This is a genomic window from Streptomyces sp. ISL-11 (assembly GCF_018614525.1).
In the GTDB taxonomy this organism is placed as follows: domain Bacteria; phylum Actinomycetota; class Actinomycetes; order Streptomycetales; family Streptomycetaceae; genus Streptomyces.
Genome location: NZ_JAGGOL010000004.1, coordinates 25,115 through 43,271, shown reverse-complemented (window position 1 = coordinate 43,271; position 18,157 = coordinate 25,115). Strand labels below are relative to the sequence as shown.

The window sequence follows — 18,157 nt, the reverse complement described above, 5'->3', positions numbered from 1 at the left end:
ATGAGCAGAGCCCAGGGCCCCGGCGGGGCCCCGCGACCCGCCTTCACCACGCGACTGGACCAGAACAAGTACCTGCCCGCGGGCGGCAAGGGGTCGGCCCACGCCATCCTCACCGTCGAGGCCGACGGCCTGGACCGGCTCGCCGGGCGCGCCGACTGCGCCGAGGTCATCGTCATCGACTGCTCCGGCTCGATGAACTGGCCCAGCACCAAGATGGCCGCCGCCCGCCGGGCCGCCGCGGCGGCCGTCGAGGTGCTGCGCGACGGCACCCGCTTCGCCCTGGTCGAGGGCACCGACCGGGCGCGCGTCGTCTATCCGCCGGACGGGCGGATGGCGGTCGCCGGGCCCGACTCCCGGGGCGACGCCGCCCATGTCGCGGCGGGTCTCGTCGCCGCCGGCGGCACCGCGATCGCCGCCTGGCTCACCTGCGCCCTCGGCCTCCTCTCCGCGCAGGACGCCCCCATCCGGCACGCCCTGCTGCTGACCGACGGCCGCGACGAACACGACCGGCCCGGCGAGCTGGAGCGCGCGCTGGACGCCTGCGCGGGCCGGTTCACCTGCGACGCGCGCGGCATCGGCGGCCAGTGGGCCGCCACCGAGCTGCGCGGCATCGCGGGCCGGCTGCACGGGGTCGCGGACGCGGTCGAGGACGACAGCGACCTGGAGGCGGAGTTCCGCGCGATGATGACCAGCGCCATGGCCAAGGCGCTGCCCGACCTACGGATCCGGGTCAGCCTGCGCGAGGGCAGCGAACTGGCCTTCTTCAAGCAGGTCTTCCCCGTCGAGCTGGACCTCACCGGCGAGGGCGTCCGCCTCGACGACCTGACCGTGGAGTTCCCGACCGGCGCCTGGGGCGACGAGACCCGCGAGTTCCAGCTGTGCGTCACCGCCGAGCCGGCCGGCGACCCGCGGGGCCGGGACCTCCAGGCGGCCCTGGTCTCCCTGGCCCCGGGCCCCGCCGGGGGCACACCGCCGCTCGCCCTCCCCCCGCCCGGCTCGCTGCTGATCCACTGGACCGACGACCACGCCCTGTCCACCCACGTCCACCCGCGCGTCGCCCACTACGGCGGCTACGCCGACCTCGGCCGTGCCGTCACCGCCGGCTGCGAGGCGTACGAGCGCGGGGACCGCGAGACCGCGCGGGCCGAGTGGGGGCGGGCGCTGCGGCTGGCCGGCGAGCTGGGCGACGAGAAGATGCTGCGCCGCCTCGGCCGGCTGGTGCGGGCCGACCTGCCGGGCGGCGAGGTGGGGCTGCGCGGCGACCTCTCGCCGGGCGACCTCAACTCCGCCTGGGTCGCGGAGGGCCACAGCACCCGCTGGACGGAACCACCGCAGCCGCTCCCCCGCGCCGTGCCGCCGCCGCGCGAGAGCGCGGACCGGGCCTGCCCGCGGTGCGGGCGCGTGTCGGCGGGCACCGACCAGCACTGCACCGGCTGCGGCCTCGCCCTCACGCCCACCCCGGGAAACCCCGCATGACCGACGCCGCCGGCACCCGCCCGTACCTCATACGCCGCCTGGCCGTCCTGCTGACGGCCACGGTCCTGGCCTGCGGCACCCTGCTGGCCGCGTACTACGGCGTCAGCCGGAACGCGGGTGCGGTGTCGGGCCGGACGGCGCCGGCGATGGCACAGGTCGCCGGGGCCCGGACGGCGCTGCTGGACTCGTACCGGGAGGCGAGCGGGAACCTCGGCGACCGTGGCACCGCCCCGGTCGAGGGGCCGGGCGAGAAGTACCGCGCCGATCTGAACGCCGCCGAGCAGAGCCTGGAGAAGGCCGCCCAGAGCACGGTCGCCCGGGGCGACGGACAGGAGACCCTGCGCACCGCGACCGGGCTGGTCTCCTCCTACGACTTCCTGATCCAGCAGGCCGCCCGCAACGTCGGCAACCCCGTCCTGCACGGCTCCTACATGGGCTACGCGCACCGCACCCTGACCCGCGAGGGCAGCGGCATCGTGCCGCTGCTCGACCACGTGCAGAACCGGCAGCGCGCCGTGCTGAACGGCCAGGCGTCCTTCGGCGTCCTGCTGTGGCTCACCTGGATCATGGCGTACGTCTTCTGCGGCGCGCTGGTGTGGCTGCTCGTCGACACCCAGCGCTCGCTGCGCCTGCGGTTCCGGCGCCGGCTCAACCCGCCCCTGGCGGCGGCGACGGCGCTGGTGGCCGCCGTGGCACCGCTGACGTACTTCAGCCTCTTCATCCAGCACCGGCTGGGTGCGGCGGCGGACCGGCTGCACACCTCGTGGATCACCAAGGAGACGCTGAACGGGGTGCGGGACACCCTGGCCGGCACCCACTGGCGGGCCGGGGCCACCGGCTGGATCCCGCTGGCCGGCTTCGTCGTCGCCGCGCTGGTCGTCACCGGGCTCCAGCCGCGCGTCGAGGAGTACCGCTTCGAGAAGGCCCTCCACCGCCCGGGCGCACGGCCGCGCACCCACCAGGTCACCGCGGCGCTCCTCGCCCTGTGGCTGGTGCTGTTCGGCGCCGTCGGCTTCGGCGACCAGCGCGGCGGGGGCCGGAGCAGGGTCACCGTCGTCGCCCCGTGGACCGGTGAGGAGGGCAAGCGGTTCCGCGCGGTGCTGGACCGCTTCAGCCGCGAGGAGCACATCGCCGTCTCCTATCAGGGCACCACCTCCCTGCGCGACGTGCTGATCTCCCGGGTGAACGCGGGCGCCGCGCCCGACCTCGCGATCCTGCCCGGCGTCGGCGAGGTCTCCGAATACCTCGCCGACCGGCAGCTGCGCCGCCTCGACGACGGCCCCGACCCGGTCCTGAGCAAGGCCGAACTCGCCTCGTACGGAAAGCCGTGGACACCCGCGGACGGCCCGGTCTACGCCGTCCCCGTCAAGGTCGACCTCAAGAGCGTCGTGTGGTTCGACCCCACCCGCGGGCAACCGGCCGCGCTCGCCGCCCGGGGCGGCCCGTGGTGCGCGGGCATGGGAGGGGACGCCACCTCCGGCTGGCCGGGCACCGACTGGGTCGAGGACATCCTGCTCCAGCAGCACGACGAGACGGCCTACGCGCGGTGGGTGCGCGGAGACCTGGCCTGGTCCTCGGACGCGGTCAAGGACGCGTGGCGCTACCTCGGCCGGCTCATCGGGGCCGGCTCGGCCCGGTCCGCGCTCGCGCAGGACTTCACCCAGGGCCCCTTCCCGGCCGGCAAGGGGGAGAAGACCACCTGCGCCCTCCAGCACCAGGGCTCCTTCATCCGCGCCACCTACCGGGAGGGCTCCGGCGCGTCCTTCGCCCTCTCCCGCGACGTGCTGCCCGGCCTCGACGGCAGCTCCAGGGCCCGGGAGGTCTCCGCCGACTTCGCCACGCTGTTCCGCGACAGCCCGCAGACCCGCAAACTGCTGCGCTTCCTCACCCGGGACGCGCAGAAGGCGTGGACCGAACCCGGTCCCGGCGCGTCGGCCGCGGGCAATCCCCTGCGCCCCTTCTTCGCCAACCCCCTGGCCGCGCCGCCGCCCGGCGAGAAGCTCAACGCGCGCATCGACAAGGAGCTGCACGACGGGGCGCGCCTGTGCCTCGACGCCTCGGACGTGATGCCCCTGCGGATGCGCTCCGCCTTCCAGCACGGCGTCCTGGACTACCTGAGCAGGCCCGACGAGGCGAACCTGAAGCGGGTGACGGACTACCTCGACGCCGTGAAGGACCAGCTCAAGGCCGACGGCCGGTATCTGACGCCCGGCGCCGTCTGCGGCTGAGCCCAGCCACAATCAAGCCCGTCCGGCGCTTGAGGACGCGCCCGCAGGGCGCCCGCCGCCGCAGGCGGCAAAGACGGCCCGCGGCAGAATCCGCCGCACACCCCTAGCGCAGCAGCTCCTCCGGGCAACCCGTCCCGCGAGGGAGCTTGTACTTCGCGGCAATCCGATACGTACCCGCGCTCGGCGCGTACAGCATCGTCCAGTCGTCCTCGGGCTGGCCCGCCCGCGCCTCCTGGATCTGCTTGGACAGACAGCCGTGGACGTTGACGGGCGGCTCGCCGTGAGGGCCGGCCTTAGGGGCCTGGACGGCCTTGCCGGACTTGTCCAGCAGGCCCAGCCAGGGCGAGTACGGGATGCGGATCAGGACCGGTCCCGCCTCCTTCACCGTGATCGTCAGCTCGTCGGCGACGGCCCGCTCCACGACCGCCGGCGGGTCGGCCAGCGGTGTCGGCGCGTCGACCTCGTACAGCTTCCAGTTGGTGTCGGACCACACCTCGCGCAGGTACGGCTGCCCCTTGGCGACCAGCTTGGCCTCGTCCTTGGCGGCGGGGTCCGGCTCGCCGACGGGCAGCACCACGTAGTGCACCGCCCAGCGGTCGAGCCAGGCGCGGTAGCTGGCGGGGGTCAGCATGTCCGGTTCGTAGAAGAGCGGGTTGCGCTCGCGGTCCGCCTGCCGGTTCCAGCCGCGCGCCAGGTTGAAGTACGGGGCGAGGGCGGACGCCTCGCGGTGGCTGCGGGCGGGCACGACCTCGACGCGGCCGCGGCCGGCGTCCACCCGCTGGAGCCGGTCGACCACCGGCGCCAGCTCACGGGCCCAGGACGCGGCGGGCGTGGTGTGCAGGATGTCGCCGATGGCGATGGCGCCCTGCCAGATGGTGCAGGTCGCCAGGGCGAGGACGAGCGCGGTCCAGTTCCGGGCGCTGCGCAGCAGCTCGGCGCGCGGCGGCAGCTTGCGCTCGGTGAGGACGGCGACGAGCACGACACCGCCGAAGACCATGCCAAGCCGGGAGATGTTCGTGCCGATCTGCGAGGGGATCAGCCAGACCAGCAGGACGCCGAGGGTGTAGAGGGCCGACACGGCCCGGACGGTGCGCCACTCCTTGGGGACGAAGACGATCCCGAAGATGCCGCTGAGCAGCGGAAGGATCACCGAGGCGATGAACATCGGCTGCCGGCCGGAGAAGGGGAACATCCACGCCGACAGGGCGACCACCGCGACCGGCGGCAGCCCCAGCGTGTAGGCGGCCGGGCGGCGCTTGCCGAGCCACAGCGCGGCCGCCACTATGCCCACGAACAGGCCCGCGACCGGGCTGGACGCCGTCGCCAGCGCGGCCATCGCACCGGCCAGCACGGCCCGCGCCCAGCGGTACTTGCGCTCGGAGCGCCAGCGCACGGGCCAGGCGAAGACCGCCGCCACGGCGGCCAGGCCGAACATCATGCCGAGCCCGAACGTCACCCGGCCGGAGATCGCGTTGCAGGTCAGGGCGACCGTGCCGTAGAGGGCCGGCCACAGCGGGCGCCGCACGGCACGGCTGCGCACCAGCAGCAGGGCGAGCAGCCCGGCCGAGCCGGTGCCCGCGATCATCATGGTGGGTCGGACGCCCAGCTGGGCCATCAGGTAGGGCGAGATCGCGCTGTACGAGACCGGGTGCATCCCGCCGTACCACGACAGGTTGTACGCCGAGGTGGGGTGCTGGAGCGCGAACTCCGCCCAGGCGTCCTGGGCGGCGAGGTCACCGCCGCTGTTGGCGAAGACGAACACCCACATCACGTGCAGCACGGCGGCGGTGAGGAGGGTGGTCGCGACGGGCCGGCGGGCCAGTGCGCGGCCGGCGTTCCGCAGCCGCTCACGCGCGCCCGGACGGCCGGAACCCGGCTCCGGGGCGGCGGCGCCCGCCCGTATCCGGGAGGAGGGGCTGCCCTCGCTCCGCTCGCCCGGCTGCTGCGGCTTCCCTGCCCGTGCGGGCCCCACGGTGGTCACTGCGGTACTCCCCGTCTTCCCCCGAGGGTCTTCCCCCATCGTCACACTGTCCCGGCGGCCTTCCGGCAGCGGCACGCGGATGGGCCGCGCCCAAACCCTCGCGACGCTAGCACGCCCGCGCTCCCGCACAGGAACCGCGAAACGGCTCCCGGTCCGTACGCACTCGTACGGACCAGGAGCCGCCCACGGCCCTGCGGCGGGCGTCAGCCGAGGCGCGTCAGCTTCGCCCCGAAGGACGGCTCGTCCAGCGCCTTCTTGAGCGCCACCGGCACCGTCATCGCGCCGGTGCCGCTGCCGACGGTCAGCTCGCCGATCTCGGTGCCCGCCTTCGCGGCGTGCGGCAGCGTCTTCTTGCCGCCCTTGCCGATGGTGAGCTTGGCCGTCATGCCGGGCCAGCCGGCGCCCGTCAGGTCGCGCGTGGCGACGAGGGGGGTGCGGCCGCCCAGGCCGTCGTCGACGTAACCGACGACCTCGCCCTTCTTGACGATCTTGACGGAGGTGAGGGTGTCCTGCACCGACTTGATCATCTTGTAGCTGACGTTCTTGACCATCGTCAGGCTGTTCTCGGCGTTCGGGTCCGGACCGTCCTTGAAGTGCTGGTCCATCGTGACGCCGAGGATCTGGTGCTCCTTGCCGCCGACGGTCCGCTTGGCGGCCCACATCAGCGTGCCGCCGGCCGGGGTACTCGAACCGGTCTTGATGCCGAGCACACCCACCTTGAGCAGCAGGGTGTCGTTGTTGTTGTTGAGGTGCTGGCCGGGGACGTCGGCGTTGGGCTTGGCGACGATCTCCTTGAAGACCTCGTCCTTCATGACCGCCTCGGCGAGCTTCAGCTGGTCGACGGCCGTGCTCACGGTCGTCTTGTCGAAGCCGCTGGGGTCGGTGTACGTCGTCCTGGTCATGCCCAGGTCCTTGGCGGCGGCGTTCATCTTCGCCACGAACGCGTCCCGGGTCCCGGCGTCCCAGCGCGCCAGCAGGCGGGCCGCGTTGTTGCCGGAGGGGATGAGCAGCATCTGCAGCAGGTCGTACTGCGTGAACTTCTCGCCCTTGCGCAGCGTCACCCGCGACTCGTCCGTGGACCCCGACTCCTGCTCGGCCTCGGCGTCGACCTCGACCTCCTGGCCCTTGTCGCCCTTCTTCAGCGGGTGATTCTTAAGAATCACGTACGCCGTCATGACCTTGGCGACGCTCGCCGTCGGTACGGGCTTCTCCTCGCCGTACGTGCCCAGGCTGCCGACGCCGACGACCTTCGCCGCGGCCTGGCCCTGGTCGGGCCACGGCATGGCGAACCTCTCGCCGCCGAACGCGTACGTGGCCTTGGCCGAGGCGACCGAGAGCTTCGGTGCCGGCAGCGGGCGGAACGCCTGCACGACGCAGAAGACGATCACCAGGAGCAGGACCAGCGGCGTCCAGATCTTGACCCGGCGCACGGCCGTGCGGACCGGGGTCTCCGGCGGCGGCGGGGTGTTCGTCAGCTGCGCGAGCAGGTCGAGCGGCGCGGCGGGTCCGCCTGCGGCGGGCTCGGCCGAGGCTCCCGCCCCGGGTCCGGGTACGGGCGGCTTGGGCGCCGGCACCTTCGCCTTCGGCGCGGCGGCGGGCGGGGTGACGCTGACCGGTATGGCCGGCTTGGGCGCGCTCTCCGGCTTGGCGGCGGGGGCCGACCCGGGCTTCGGCCTGGCGGCGGGCTTCGCCTTCGCCGCCGCTTCGTCGAGGGACTTCAGCGGTACGAACTGGCTGGTCTTCTCCGAGTCCGACTCCGCGGCGCCCTTCCGCCCTGCGGCGCCCTTCACGTCGGGTGCCTTGAGCAGCTCGGTCGGCTGATCGACGGAGACGGCGGGCTTGTCGGGGGCCGGGCCCTGCTTGGGCTTCACGGCACCGAAGACGGCGGTGGGCTGGTCGGCGGGGGTCTTGGCCGGGGTGTCGGCGTCGGCGGCCTTGGCGGGTGCCTTGGCCGGGGTGCCGGCGTCGGCCTTCGGCTTCACCGCACCGAAGGCGGCGGTGGGCCGGTCCACGCCGGTGCCCTTGGCGGGCGCCTTGGCCGGGGTCTCGCCGGAGGCGGGCGCCTTGGAGTCGGCCGCGCCCTTGGGCTTCACGGCGCCGAAGACGGCCGTGGGCTGGTCGGCGGGAGCCTTCGCCTGGACGTCACCGGAGGCCGGAGCCTCGGAGGCGGCCGCGGCCTTGGGCTTCACCATGCCGAAGACGGCCGTGGCGCGGTCGGCGGGCGCGTCGGCGTCCTTGGCGGGGGCCTTGGGGGAACCGGACCCGTTGCCGCCGTCGGAGGCATCACCGGAACCGGAACCCTCACCGGCGCGGCCGGCGGGAGCCTTCGCGGCCTTGGCGGAACCGGACTCATCGACGCCGTCCTTCGCGGAGGCGTCGCCGGAACCGGAACCGTCACCCTTCGGGCGCACCGCGCCGAAGACGGCGGTGGCACGGTCGGCCGGAGCCTTCGCGTCCTTGGCGGGACGGGGCTCGTCGGCGCCGTTGGAGGCATCGGCGGAACCGGAACCCTCGTCGGCACGGCCGGCGGGTGTCTTCAGGTCCTTGGCAGGGCCGGACCCGCTGACGCCGTCGGAGGCATCGCCGGAACCGGAACCGTCACCCTTCGGGCGCACCGCGCCGAAAACGGCGGTGGCACGGTCGGCCGGAACCTTTGCGGGGCGCTCGGCGGCCCCGGAACCCTCGCCCTCCGGGCGATCCGCGGAACCGGAACCCTTACCGGCGCCCTCGCCCTCGCCCTTCGGCCGCGCCGAGGACGGCTCGTCCTCGGAGACGGCCACCCATGCCGCGACGGCCTCCTTCAGGCGCGCGTCACGCGGCGGGACGTCCGACCCTCCGGAGGTTCCGGAACCGGCGGGCTCGCCCGCCGGCTTTGCATCCGCATCGGAATCCGATGCGGTTTCCGCCCGTACGGAGGAACGCGAGGTCACGTCCTCCGGCGCGGCCCCCGCGCCCTCCGCGGAACGGGAATCCTTGCTCGCAGCACCCGGAGACCGCTCCGGCTCCGGCCGGCCGGTTTCCCGGAAAACTCCGAGCCTCGGGTCGCGCTCGCCGCCAGTCGTCTCCCCCGACGACTTCCGCTGCTTCGACTTGTCGGGGGACTCGCCCGCCACCGATGCCTCCTCGAATTCCCACGCCATACGCCGCCGCGAGGCGCTCCGCGCCCCGCCGCCCGAACCTTCACAACGCTTACCAGTGTCCTGTGTCGCCGTCGCGCCACCGCGCAACAGCGCCGTCAGTGGGGTTCGACTGGCCTCACCCTCGTGCAAGACGAGACGACATACCTACCGGTTCCCACCCGAAGCCACCACGCACTCTCGACAGACCAATGTGAGAGGGGTCACCCTGTCACTCATCCACGCGGGGAGGCATGGATGGGCAGGAGCCGCAGAACAATTCCGGAGGAGCTTCTGCTGCTCGCCTTGGACCCGACCACGGGAACCACGGCGCAGCCGCAGTCGCTCGACCTGGGTCTCGCCGGAGCACAGCTAGTGGAGCTGGCTCTGGCCGGACGGATAGCCCCGGACGGGGATCGTATCGCCGTGGTGATGCCACGGCCGACAGGAGATCCGACACTGGACTCCGCGCTGGAGCTGCTGCGTCGCCGCGGCAGTCCGGTCCGCGCGGTCCACTGGATCGGCGGGCCCCGGCTGGGGCTGCGCCAGACGTATCTCACGCACCTGGAGCGGTGCGGCATGGTGCATGCCGTGGCGGGCCAGATGTGCGGGGTACTGCCGACAACTCGCTATCAGGCGACGGACACCGCGATCAGCCGGGAGATCAGGTCCCGGCTGGACAGCGCGATCCGCACCGGCGTGCCGCCGGACCCGCGGACCGCGGCGCTGGCCGCGCTCGCGCACGCGGTGGGTCTCGGCAAGCATCTCTACCCCGGTAACGAGGGGCGGTCCTCCCGCTCCAGGCTCCGGGATCTGATCAGGCACGACCCGATGGGCGGGCTCGTGGCCCACGCCGTGATGGATGTGCAGAACGGCGCCGCCGCCCAGCCGCGTCGTACGCCGGCACCCGCCGGCAACGGCAATGGACCGGGCCGCCGTACGACGACCGTACGGGCCACCGTGGGGGCCTCAGGGGTCACCGCGCAGCCTGTGGCGCACGGAACGGCCGTCATGGCCCGCGCCGGCGCCTCGTAACCGCTCAAAACCGGTCCCCCAGCCGGTGAACCGTTACACCGCCGGGCGCCGTCACCGCGCCGCGCAGTCCCGGCACGGCCGCAGCGCCGGCGGTTCCGCACCACCCTCGGGGCGACAGCCCCCGGCACCACCCACCGCAGTACCTCACAGCACCACGCAGCACACTCTCAGCACGCCGCAGCTCCAGCAGACCGCACCCGCGATTCCCCCGGCCGGTTCGGGAGCCGCAACATCGCGCGGGGTGGTGGGCCGGCCGCCCGGGATGGCGGAACGGTCCTCCACCCCGCGCAGACGTATCCGGCGTATCAGGATCACCGCACGTCACGCCTCACCGAGAGCGGACTCTGTGTCGGCATTTTCCAGCGCCGCCCCGGCCAGTGGTGGCAGGCTGCGAGGTCAGGAGACAGAGCATGACGGAGCCGGAGGTGCGTCCCGTGGCGTCCAGTGTCAACCCCACCGTCAGGCGCCGCCGATTGGGGCAGGAGCTGCGCAAGCTCCGCGAACTCAAAGGCATGACCGCCGAGGAGGTGGCCGAGCGGCTACTGGTCTCGCAGTCGAAGATCAGCCGGCTGGAGAACGGCCGCCGCAGCATCAGTCAGCGCGATGTCCGTGACCTGTGCGGGGTGTACGGGGTCGAGGACCACCGCATCGTCGATTCGCTGATGCAGATGGCGAAGGAGTCGCGGCAGCAGGGCTGGTGGCACGCCTTCGGCGACATTCCCTACAGCGTCTACATCGGCCTGGAGACCGACGCCGCCTCGCTGCGGGTGTACGAGGCGTCGCTCGTACCGGGCCTGTTGCAGACGCCCAACTACGCGAGCGCGGTGACGGAGGGCTCCTGGCCGGAGGCCACCGCGGCCGACATCGAGCGCCGCGTACAGGTGCGGATGCGGCGGCAGGAACGAATCACCGAGCCGGAGAACCCGCTGCGCCTGTGGGCGGTCATCGACGAATCCGCGCTGCGGCGCATCGTCGGCAGCCGTTCGATCATGCGCGAACAGATGCGGCAGCTGGTGCGGTTCAGCATGGAACCGCACATCACCGTGCAGGTGCTGCCGTACGACGTGGGTGCGCACCCGGGGATGTACGGGAAGTTCTCCATCCTGGAGTTCACCGATCCGCAGGACGCCAGCACGGTCTATCTGGAAGGAATCACCAGCGACCTTTATCTGGAAAAGCCCAATGATGTCCAGACGTACAGCGTGATGTATGAGCATTTGCGGATGCAGGCATTGAACGCGGACCACTCCCGGCAGTTCATCGACCGGGTCGCGGAGGAGTGGGCCGACTGAAGGGGCCGCACCGTACACCGGCCATCACCCAATGGGGAAGAGCCTTTCGGTATAGCCATCCGGTCGAGTGAACGCGCCATTCATAAGCTGATGTTGGCGCGTACCGTCGGTCGCACCTCGGCAAACCGGTGCTTCTACCGGCGTTCCGAGGAAGGCAATACTCACCAAGGCACTACCAAGCAATTGGGAGCAATCATGGCCATCCAGCAGGGAAACACCACGTGGCGGAAGTCCTCGTACTCGCTGGCCAACGGCGACTGCGTGGAGGTCGCCTCTCCTCTCCCCCGGTCCATTGCGGTGCGTGACTCCAAGGACACCCAGGGCCCTGTCCTGGGCTTCACCCCGGATGCCTGGACCGCGTTCGTGGCGACCGTTACCGACGGCTCTTACGACCTCTGACGGATGCGGCCGATAGATCCTTTCACCACCCCATAGTGCAGTTCCGCGCAGAGCCCTCTCGCCTGGTGCGCCGTCCCGGCCGAGAGGGCTCGGCCGTGCGGGGGCCTGTGCGGCCGCAATGCCTCTGTCGCGCTGCGGGCCGTCGTTGCCGCCTGCGGCGGCGGGCGCGGGTCTTCGGCCGCGGGCCGTCCTTGCCGCCTGCGGCGGCGAGCGCCCTGCGGGCGCGTCCTCAAACGCCGGACAGGCTGGATGCGGCTGGGCTCAGCCCCTTCAGCCCGTCCGGCGTTTGAGGACACCGCCGCGCAGCGGTGGTGCGCACGACACGGCCCGCAGCCGCCCGCGCCCTAGCACGGGTAGCGGCGCAGCCACACCGCGGAGGAGTCGGCCGGACCGTGCAGCGCCGGGCCCTGCGTCAGCTCCATCGCGAAGTCGTCGGCGAGTTCGAGGATCGCCGCCCGGCCCTCCAACTCGGCCACCCAGGCGGGCGGCAGCGCCGTCTCGCCGTGCAGCACGCCGAGGAGGTTGCCGCAGAGGGAACCGGTGGAGTCGGAGTCGCCGCCGTGGTTGACGGCCAGCAGCAGCCCGTGCCGCAGGTCCTCCGCGACGAGTGCGCAGTAGACACCCATGGCCAGGGCCTCCTCCGCCACCCATCCCTGGCCGAGGGACTCCAGCCGCTCGGCCGTCGGCGGGCCCTGGCGGACGGCCGCGAGCGCCTGCTGCAGCGCCTGGGTGGTCTCCTCGTGGCCGGGCCGTTCCGCCAGCAGGGCGAAGGCCCGCCGGATCGCGTCCTCCAGGGACCCGCCGCGCGCGGCGCCGTGCACGATGACGGCGAAGGCGGCGGCGGAGAGGTAGCCGGACGGGTGGCCGTGGGTCTGGGCCGCGCACTCGGCGGCGAGCTGGAAGACCAGCTCGGGCTCCCAGCCGACGAGCAGCCCGAACGGCGCCGAGCGCATGACCGCGCCGCAGCCCTTGGACTCCGGGTTCTTGGGTGCCGCCAGCGTGCCCATGACGTCGTCGGCCAGGCCGGACAGGCAGGCGTTGCCGGGCGCGCGCTGCGCGTACAGCCACTCCTCGCGCGCCAGCCACCCGGCGTCGGGCTCGCGCTCGTCGGGCCCCCAGTCGCGCTGGGTGGCGGCCCAGCGCAGATACGCCCGGTGGACGTCCGTCGGCGGGTGCCAGGCTCCGGTGTCGCGGCGCACGTGGGCCCGTATCAGCCCGTCGACCGTGAAGAGCGTCATCTGGGTGTCGTCGGTGACGGCCCCGCGCCGCCCGTAGGCGGTGACGTAGTCGCTCACGCCGTCCGGCCCGTGCGCGGCGCGGATCGCGGCCAGCGACTCGAACTCGATCCCCGCGCCGAGCGCGTCGCCGATCGCGCCGCCGAGCAGGCAGCCGCGCACCCGGGCCCGGAAGTCCTGCTGGTCCGCCCGGCTCCACAGCGCGGTTCCCGCGCCGGCGGTCGTGGTCACGTCCTGCCCCCTGGCATCAATCGCGTTCGCTGTCGGACTGCTTCAGCACTGTATTCGACCGTGATCGCCCGGCCTCAGCCCTTATCCGGCCGGACCGTCTTCATGATCTTGTCGATCTGCGCCTCGGGGAGGGCGTCGGGAACGCCCTGGTCGGCGTAGATGACCCAGCCGTGGAAGGTGCCGTCCGGCATCTTCCGGGCGATGCTCTTCACGATCGCGGAGGGCGGGACACAGGCGCTCGGCCGGTGGGTGACGGTGACCTTGGCGGTGGCGGTGTAGCCCTCGATGCCGTTCGCCTTCCAGGGCGTGGCCTTGCCGACCTCGATCTTCGGCTTGTTCGCGCCGACCCCGCCGTACGCCATGACGCCCCAGTTGCCCGCCCAGTTACGGGCGTTCTCCTCCAGCGTCCCCTCCGTGCCGCCACCGGTGGTACCGACCGTGGCCAGCTGGCCCTTGCCCGCCTCGCCGATGGAGTCCGGGTTGGCGCTGGAGGCGCAGCCGCCCTCGCGGTAACTGGCGGTTCCGGTCATCACGACCACCGGCTTGCCGTTGTCGGTGTACGAGATGGCGGTGTCGACCGGGAGCTTCTTCCACTGGTCGGACGTGCCGGGCACGTCGAACCGGAGGTGGTGCTGCGGCTGCGTCTGGGTCTGCCACCCGGCGACCATCGGCTGCCCGTCCTTGGGGGCGGGGTTGCCGGCGTCGGCGTCCGGAGCGGGCTTCTCACCCTGCTGGCCCTGCTGACCCTGCTGCGCGGGGGCGCCTGCGGCCTTGTCGGGCTTCTTGTCGTCGTCCCCTCCCTTGAGCAGGAAGAAGGCACCGCCGCCGATGACGGCGAGGGCGACTACGCCTGCCGCTATGGCGAGGAGGGTTTTGTTGTTGCTGCTGCCCGCGGGGCCCTGCGGGGGCTGCGGGCTCTGCGGGGGCTGGTACGGCTGCTGCTGATGCGGCGGCGGCCCCTGCGGGGGCTGCTGCTGGTACGGGCCCGGCGGCGGGGGCGGCGACGGGACGGCCGGCTGCGCGAAGACGGTGGGCTGGGCATGGACGCCGCCGGGTGGGGGCGGAGGCGGGGGTGCGACGGCCGGCTGGTCCACGGCGGTGGGTTGCGGGGCGCCGTGGGGGTACTGGGGCTGGTGGGGCTGTGGGGGGTTCTGAGGCCAGGACATGCGGATCACCCTAGGTGGCGGACTGTTGCCGTCCGATGGGAGCTTCTCGACAGGTCCGCAACATCCTGGTTTTTCCCCAGCCCGCCCCTTCCCGCAACCGGGGGCAGGCCCCCGGCCCCCGAAATCCAGCCCGTCCGGCGTTTGAGGACCCGGGGCCCGGGGCGGGAGCCCCGAGTCCCTGACCGGTCAGTCCCCCAGCACCGGCAGCAACTCCGGCAGATGCCCGTCCGACGCCCCCGCCGCCACCCGCCGCTCCTCCGGCACCACCCCGTACAGCGTCGTCCGCGCCCGCGCCGGCCGCCCCGCCGACTCCGCGATGGCGACCAGATCGCGGATCGAGCGGTACGAACCGTAAGAAGAGCCCGCCATCCGGGAGATGGTCTCCTCCATCAGCGTCCCGCCGAGGTCGTTCGCGCCGGAGCGCAGCATCTCCGCCGCCCCCTCCGCGCCCAGCTTGACCCAGCTCGTCTGGATGTTCGTGATGTGCGGGTGGAGCAACACGCGCGCCATCGCCGTGACCGCGCGGTTGTCCCGCATGGTCGGGCCGGGGCGGGCGATGCCCGCGAGGTAGACGGGGGCGTTGGTGTGGATGAAGGGGAGGGTGACGAACTCGGTGAAGCCGCCCGTCTCCTTCTGGATCTCCGTCAGCTGCCGGAAGTGCCCCAGCCAGTGCCGCGGCTGGTCCACGTGCCCGTACATCATCGTGGAGGAGGAGCGGATGCCGAGCTCGTGCGCGGTCTTCACGACCTCGATCCACGTCGCGGTCGGCAGCTTGCCCTTGGTGAGGACCCAGCGGACCTCGTCGTCGAGGATCTCCGCGGCCGTGCCGGGGATGCTGTCGAGCCCCGCCTCCTTCGCGGCGGTGAGCCACTCGCGGAGGGACATGCCGGTGCGGGTGGCGCCGTTGACGACCTCCATCGGCGAGAAGGCGTGCACGTGCATGCCCGGGACGCGCTCCTTGACCGCCCGCGCGATGTCGAAGTAGGCGGTGCCCGGCAGGTCGGGGTGGATGCCGCCCTGCATGCAGACCTCGACCGCGCCGAGCCCCCACGCCTGCTCGGCGCGGTCGGCGACCTGCGACAGGGAGAGGGTGTAGGCGTCGGCGTCGGTGCGGCGCTGGGCGAAGGCGCAGAAACGGCAGCCGGTGTAGCAGACGTTGGTGAAGTTGATGTTCCGCGTGACGATGTACGTGACGTCGTCGCCGACCGTCGCCCGCCGCAGGTCGTCGGCGATGCGGCACAGGGCGTCCAGCGCGGGCCCGTCGGCGTGCAGGAGGGTCAGCGCCTCAGCGTCGGTGAGCCGGGTGGGATCGTCGGCGGCCTGCTTCAGGGCCTGCCGGACGTCCCCGTCGAGCCGGGAGGGGACCATGCCGGGGGCGGCGGCCTCGCGCAGGGCCGCCCAGTCCCCGTACACCTCGTCGAAGTCGTCGCGCCGGTCGGCGGTGCGGCCCTCGGTGTCGATGGTGCGGTGCAGGTCCGTACGCCCGGCCGCGACGAACACGTCCTCGGGCTCCTGCCAGGGGTGCCCCTCGACCACGGCGTCCTCGCGCGCCAGGCCCGTCTCCGGGTCGGCCAGGGCGCGGACGTGCGGCAGCAGGCGCGGGTCGAGCCAGGGCTCGCCGCGCCGGACGAACTCGGGGTAGACGGCGAGGCGTTCGCGCAGCTCGAAGCCGGCGGCGGCGGAGCGCTCGGCGAGTTCGTCGATGAGCGGCCAGGGGCGCTCGGGGTTGACGTGGTCCGGGGTGACCGGGGAAACGCCGCCCCAGTCGTCGATGCCGGCGCCGATGAGCCTCTCGTACTCCCCCGCGACCAGGTTGGGCGGCGCCTGGAGGCAGGCGGTGGGGCCCATGATGTGCCGGGCGACGGCGACGGTGGCGATCAGCTCGTCCAGCTCGGCGTCCGGCATGCCGCGCATCGCCGTGTCCGGCTTGGCGCGGAAGTTCTGCAGGATGAGTTCCTGGATGCCGTGGTAGGCGCGGGAGACGCGGCGCAGTGCGAACAGCGACTCCGCGCGCTCCTCGTACGTCTCGCCGATGCCGATCAGCAGCCCGCTGGTGAAGGGGACGGAGCTACGCCCGGCGTCCTCCAGGACGCGCAGCCGGACGGCGGGCTCCTTGTCCGGGGAGCCGAAGTGCGGCCCGCCGGGCTCGCTCCACAGCCGGGTCGCCGTGGTCTCCAGCATCATGCCCATCGAGGGCGCGACCGGCTTGAGCCGCTGGAAGTCCGTCCAGGACATCACGCCCGGGTTGAGGTGCGGCAGCAGCCCGGTCTCCTCCAGGATGCGGATCGACATGGCGCGTACGTACGCGATGGTGTCGTCGTACCCCTCGGCCTCCAGCCACTCGCGTGCCTCGGGCCAGCGGTCCTCGGGCTTGTCGCCGAGGGTGATGAGGGCTTCCTTGCAGCCGAGTTCGGCGCCGCGCCGGGCGATGGCGAGCACCTCGTCGGGGGACATGAACATCCCGTGGCCCGCGCGGCGCAGCTTGCCGGGGACGGTGGCGAAGGTGCAGTAGTGGCACTTGTCGCGGCAGAGGCGGGTGAGCGGGATGAAGACGCTCTTCGAGTAGGTGATGACGCCGGCCCGGCCGGCCGCCTCCAGGCCCGCGTCCCGCACCCGGGCGGCGGACGCGCACAGGTCGGTGAGGTCGTCGCCGCGCGCCTGGAGCAGGACCGCCGCCTCGGTGACGTCCAGAGCCACTCCGTCGCGGGCGCGCCTGAGCGCGCGCCGCATGGCGTTCGCGGTCGGTGCTGCCGGCGCGGGGTCCTGCGTGCTCGAAGTCATGGTCCGAGCATACGAGCGCACACATGCCCCACAGGGGCGGTGGCCGGACGTTTTGTGTGCCCCTCGTCACGCCAGACGGAGGCACCCTCCGAACATCGCGTTCACGCCGCCCACCTGCGACGAAGCACGCGCGGAGGGCACAATCGGAACGCGTCCCTCACAGGAAGTCCGCGTGGGCGTCCAGCGCCCGCAGCACCTCCGCCTCGTCCGCCGACGGCAGCCCGACGACGACCTCCTTCAGCCCCAGCTCGGCGTAGTGCGCGAGCTTCCCGGCCGAGGGCCGCACGGCGTACGGCACGACCTCCGGCTCGCCGTGCCGGCCCGCGTCCGCCCAGGCGCGGTGGAGGGCGGGCAGCGCCTCCGTCAGACCGCCGCCGCCGATGGGCAGCCAGCCGTCGGCGTACTCCGCGATGTGCGCGAACAGCTTCGGCCCGGCGCCGCCGCCGATCAGCACGCGCGGCCCCACCAGCGGCTCCGCCCCTTCGCGCGTTCGCGGCGCCCGCAGCGGCTTGGGGTGCGCCCAGCTCGCCCGTACCGACCCGAACCGGCCGTCGTAGGCCGTCGGTTCCTCCGTCCACAGCGCCCGCATCAGCGCCAGCCGGTCGCGCACCAGCTCGCGCCGCGTGGACCACTCCACTCCGTGGTCGGCGGCCTCCTCGACGTTCCAGCCGTAGCCGATGCCCAGGGTGAAGCGGCCGCCGCTGAGGAAGTCGAGCGTGGCGACCTGTTTGGCGAGCGCGATCGGGTCGTGTTCGGCGACGAGCGCGACGCCGGTGCCGAGCGTGATCCGCTCGGTGACGGCGGCGGCCTGGGAGAGCGCGACCACCGGGTCCAGGGCCCGCCCGTACTCGCGCGGCAGCGGATCGCCGGCGGGCGACGGCGTCTCACGGCTGATGGGGATATGGGTGTGCTCGGGCAGGTAGAGACCGTCGAAGCCGCGCTGCTCCAGCTCGCGTGCGAGCCGGACCGGGCTGATCGTCTCGTCCGTGAGAAAGATCGTGGTGGCGATCCGCATGCGGGGGGCACCTCCGTCGTGGCGTGGCATGGGGCGGCGTGGGGTCACCGTATGCCCAACTGTGCGCCGCCGACCCCGGCCGGAGGGGTACGCCATGCGGCGGGCGTCACCCGGATTTCCGGCAGAACGACCCGGTGGCACCCCGGCCGCCCGACCGCGGGCCGCAATCCGCGGCCCGTACCCGTTCCCGCGCGGGCCACCC

The 18,157-nt window shown here is 73.0% G+C and carries 11 protein-coding genes; 5 read left to right on the top strand and 6 right to left on the bottom strand.

Features of this window, described 5'->3' with window-relative positions:
• The gene (locus J7E86_RS31500) at positions 1-1,476 is read left to right on the top strand and encodes a vWA domain-containing protein (protein WP_215078630.1); all 1,476 of its coding nucleotides are present in this window, start codon (positions 1-3) and stop codon (positions 1,474-1,476) included.
• Positions 1,473-3,704 (top strand): hypothetical protein, encoded by a 2,232-nt coding sequence (locus tag J7E86_RS00770; protein WP_215078628.1) that lies wholly within the window; start codon positions 1,473-1,475, stop codon positions 3,702-3,704. Before J7E86_RS31500 ends, J7E86_RS00770 begins: the two co-directional genes overlap by 4 nt.
• Positions 3,705-3,807: 103 nt before the next feature.
• Here the strand turns inward: J7E86_RS00770 and J7E86_RS00765 are convergent, their stop codons facing one another.
• Together J7E86_RS00765 and J7E86_RS00760 are read right to left on the bottom strand one after the other, a co-directional pair.
• Complete coding sequence (locus tag J7E86_RS00765; protein WP_374223749.1) at positions 3,808-5,685, bottom strand: MFS transporter; 1,878 nt, start codon at positions 5,683-5,685, stop codon at positions 3,808-3,810.
• 203 nt (positions 5,686-5,888) lie between these two features.
• On the bottom strand, positions 5,889-8,615 hold the full coding sequence (locus tag J7E86_RS00760; protein WP_308312420.1) for a serine hydrolase: 2,727 nt from the start codon (positions 8,613-8,615) through the stop codon (positions 5,889-5,891).
• Positions 8,616-9,059: 444 nt separating this feature from the next.
• Here J7E86_RS00760 and J7E86_RS00755 point away from each other — a divergent pair, with 444 nt between their 5' ends.
• From J7E86_RS00755 to J7E86_RS00745, 3 genes are all read left to right on the top strand, one after another.
• On the top strand, positions 9,060-9,836 hold the full coding sequence (locus tag J7E86_RS00755) for a GPP34 family phosphoprotein (RefSeq protein WP_215078626.1): 777 nt from the start codon (positions 9,060-9,062) through the stop codon (positions 9,834-9,836).
• 434 nt (positions 9,837-10,270) lie between these two features.
• The gene (locus J7E86_RS00750; protein WP_215078625.1) at positions 10,271-11,128 is read left to right on the top strand and encodes a helix-turn-helix transcriptional regulator; all 858 of its coding nucleotides are present in this window, start codon (positions 10,271-10,273) and stop codon (positions 11,126-11,128) included.
• A 195-nt stretch (positions 11,129-11,323) separates the two neighbouring features.
• Positions 11,324-11,527, top strand: coding sequence for a DUF397 domain-containing protein (locus J7E86_RS00745; protein WP_215078623.1), 204 nt, complete (start codon positions 11,324-11,326; stop codon positions 11,525-11,527).
• A 344-nt stretch (positions 11,528-11,871) separates the two neighbouring features.
• Here the strand turns inward: J7E86_RS00745 and J7E86_RS00740 are convergent, their stop codons facing one another.
• The 4 genes from J7E86_RS00740 to J7E86_RS00725 all read right to left on the bottom strand — a co-directional run bounded on the left by J7E86_RS00740 (position 11,872) and on the right by J7E86_RS00725 (position 17,955).
• Positions 11,872-12,993, bottom strand: coding sequence for an ADP-ribosylglycohydrolase family protein (locus J7E86_RS00740; protein ID WP_215078621.1), 1,122 nt, complete (start codon positions 12,991-12,993; stop codon positions 11,872-11,874).
• Positions 12,994-13,067: 74 nt separating this feature from the next.
• Complete coding sequence (locus tag J7E86_RS00735; RefSeq protein ID WP_251018482.1) at positions 13,068-14,159, bottom strand: hypothetical protein; 1,092 nt, start codon at positions 14,157-14,159, stop codon at positions 13,068-13,070.
• 186 nt (positions 14,160-14,345) lie between these two features.
• Positions 14,346-16,940 carry a bifunctional FO biosynthesis protein CofGH gene (locus J7E86_RS00730; RefSeq protein ID WP_215078619.1) on the bottom strand — a complete coding sequence of 865 codons (2,595 nt, stop codon included), beginning with the start codon at positions 16,938-16,940 and terminating at the stop codon, positions 14,346-14,348.
• Between the two features lie 157 nt (positions 16,941-17,097).
• Complete coding sequence (locus tag J7E86_RS00725; protein WP_215078617.1) at positions 17,098-17,955, bottom strand: TIGR03619 family F420-dependent LLM class oxidoreductase; 858 nt, start codon at positions 17,953-17,955, stop codon at positions 17,098-17,100.
• Positions 17,956-18,157 lie beyond the last annotated feature (202 nt).

Excerpts from the sequence above, each read along its gene's own strand:
- J7E86_RS00735 (WP_251018482.1), bottom strand. The coding sequence starts at position 14,159 with ATGTCCTGGCCTCAGAACCCCCCACAGCCCCACCAGCCCCAGTACCCC.
- J7E86_RS00755 (WP_215078626.1), top strand. The coding sequence starts at position 9,060 with ATGGGCAGGAGCCGCAGAACAATTCCGGAGGAGCTTCTGCTGCTCGCC.
- J7E86_RS00730 (WP_215078619.1), bottom strand. The coding sequence starts at position 16,940 with ATGACTTCGAGCACGCAGGACCCCGCGCCGGCAGCACCGACCGCGAAC.
- J7E86_RS00770 (WP_215078628.1), top strand. The coding sequence starts at position 1,473 with ATGACCGACGCCGCCGGCACCCGCCCGTACCTCATACGCCGCCTGGCC.
- J7E86_RS00725 (WP_215078617.1), bottom strand. The coding sequence starts at position 17,955 with ATGCGGATCGCCACCACGATCTTTCTCACGGACGAGACGATCAGCCCG.
- J7E86_RS31500 (WP_215078630.1), top strand. The coding sequence starts at position 1 with ATGAGCAGAGCCCAGGGCCCCGGCGGGGCCCCGCGACCCGCCTTCACC.
- J7E86_RS00745 (WP_215078623.1), top strand. The coding sequence starts at position 11,324 with ATGGCCATCCAGCAGGGAAACACCACGTGGCGGAAGTCCTCGTACTCG.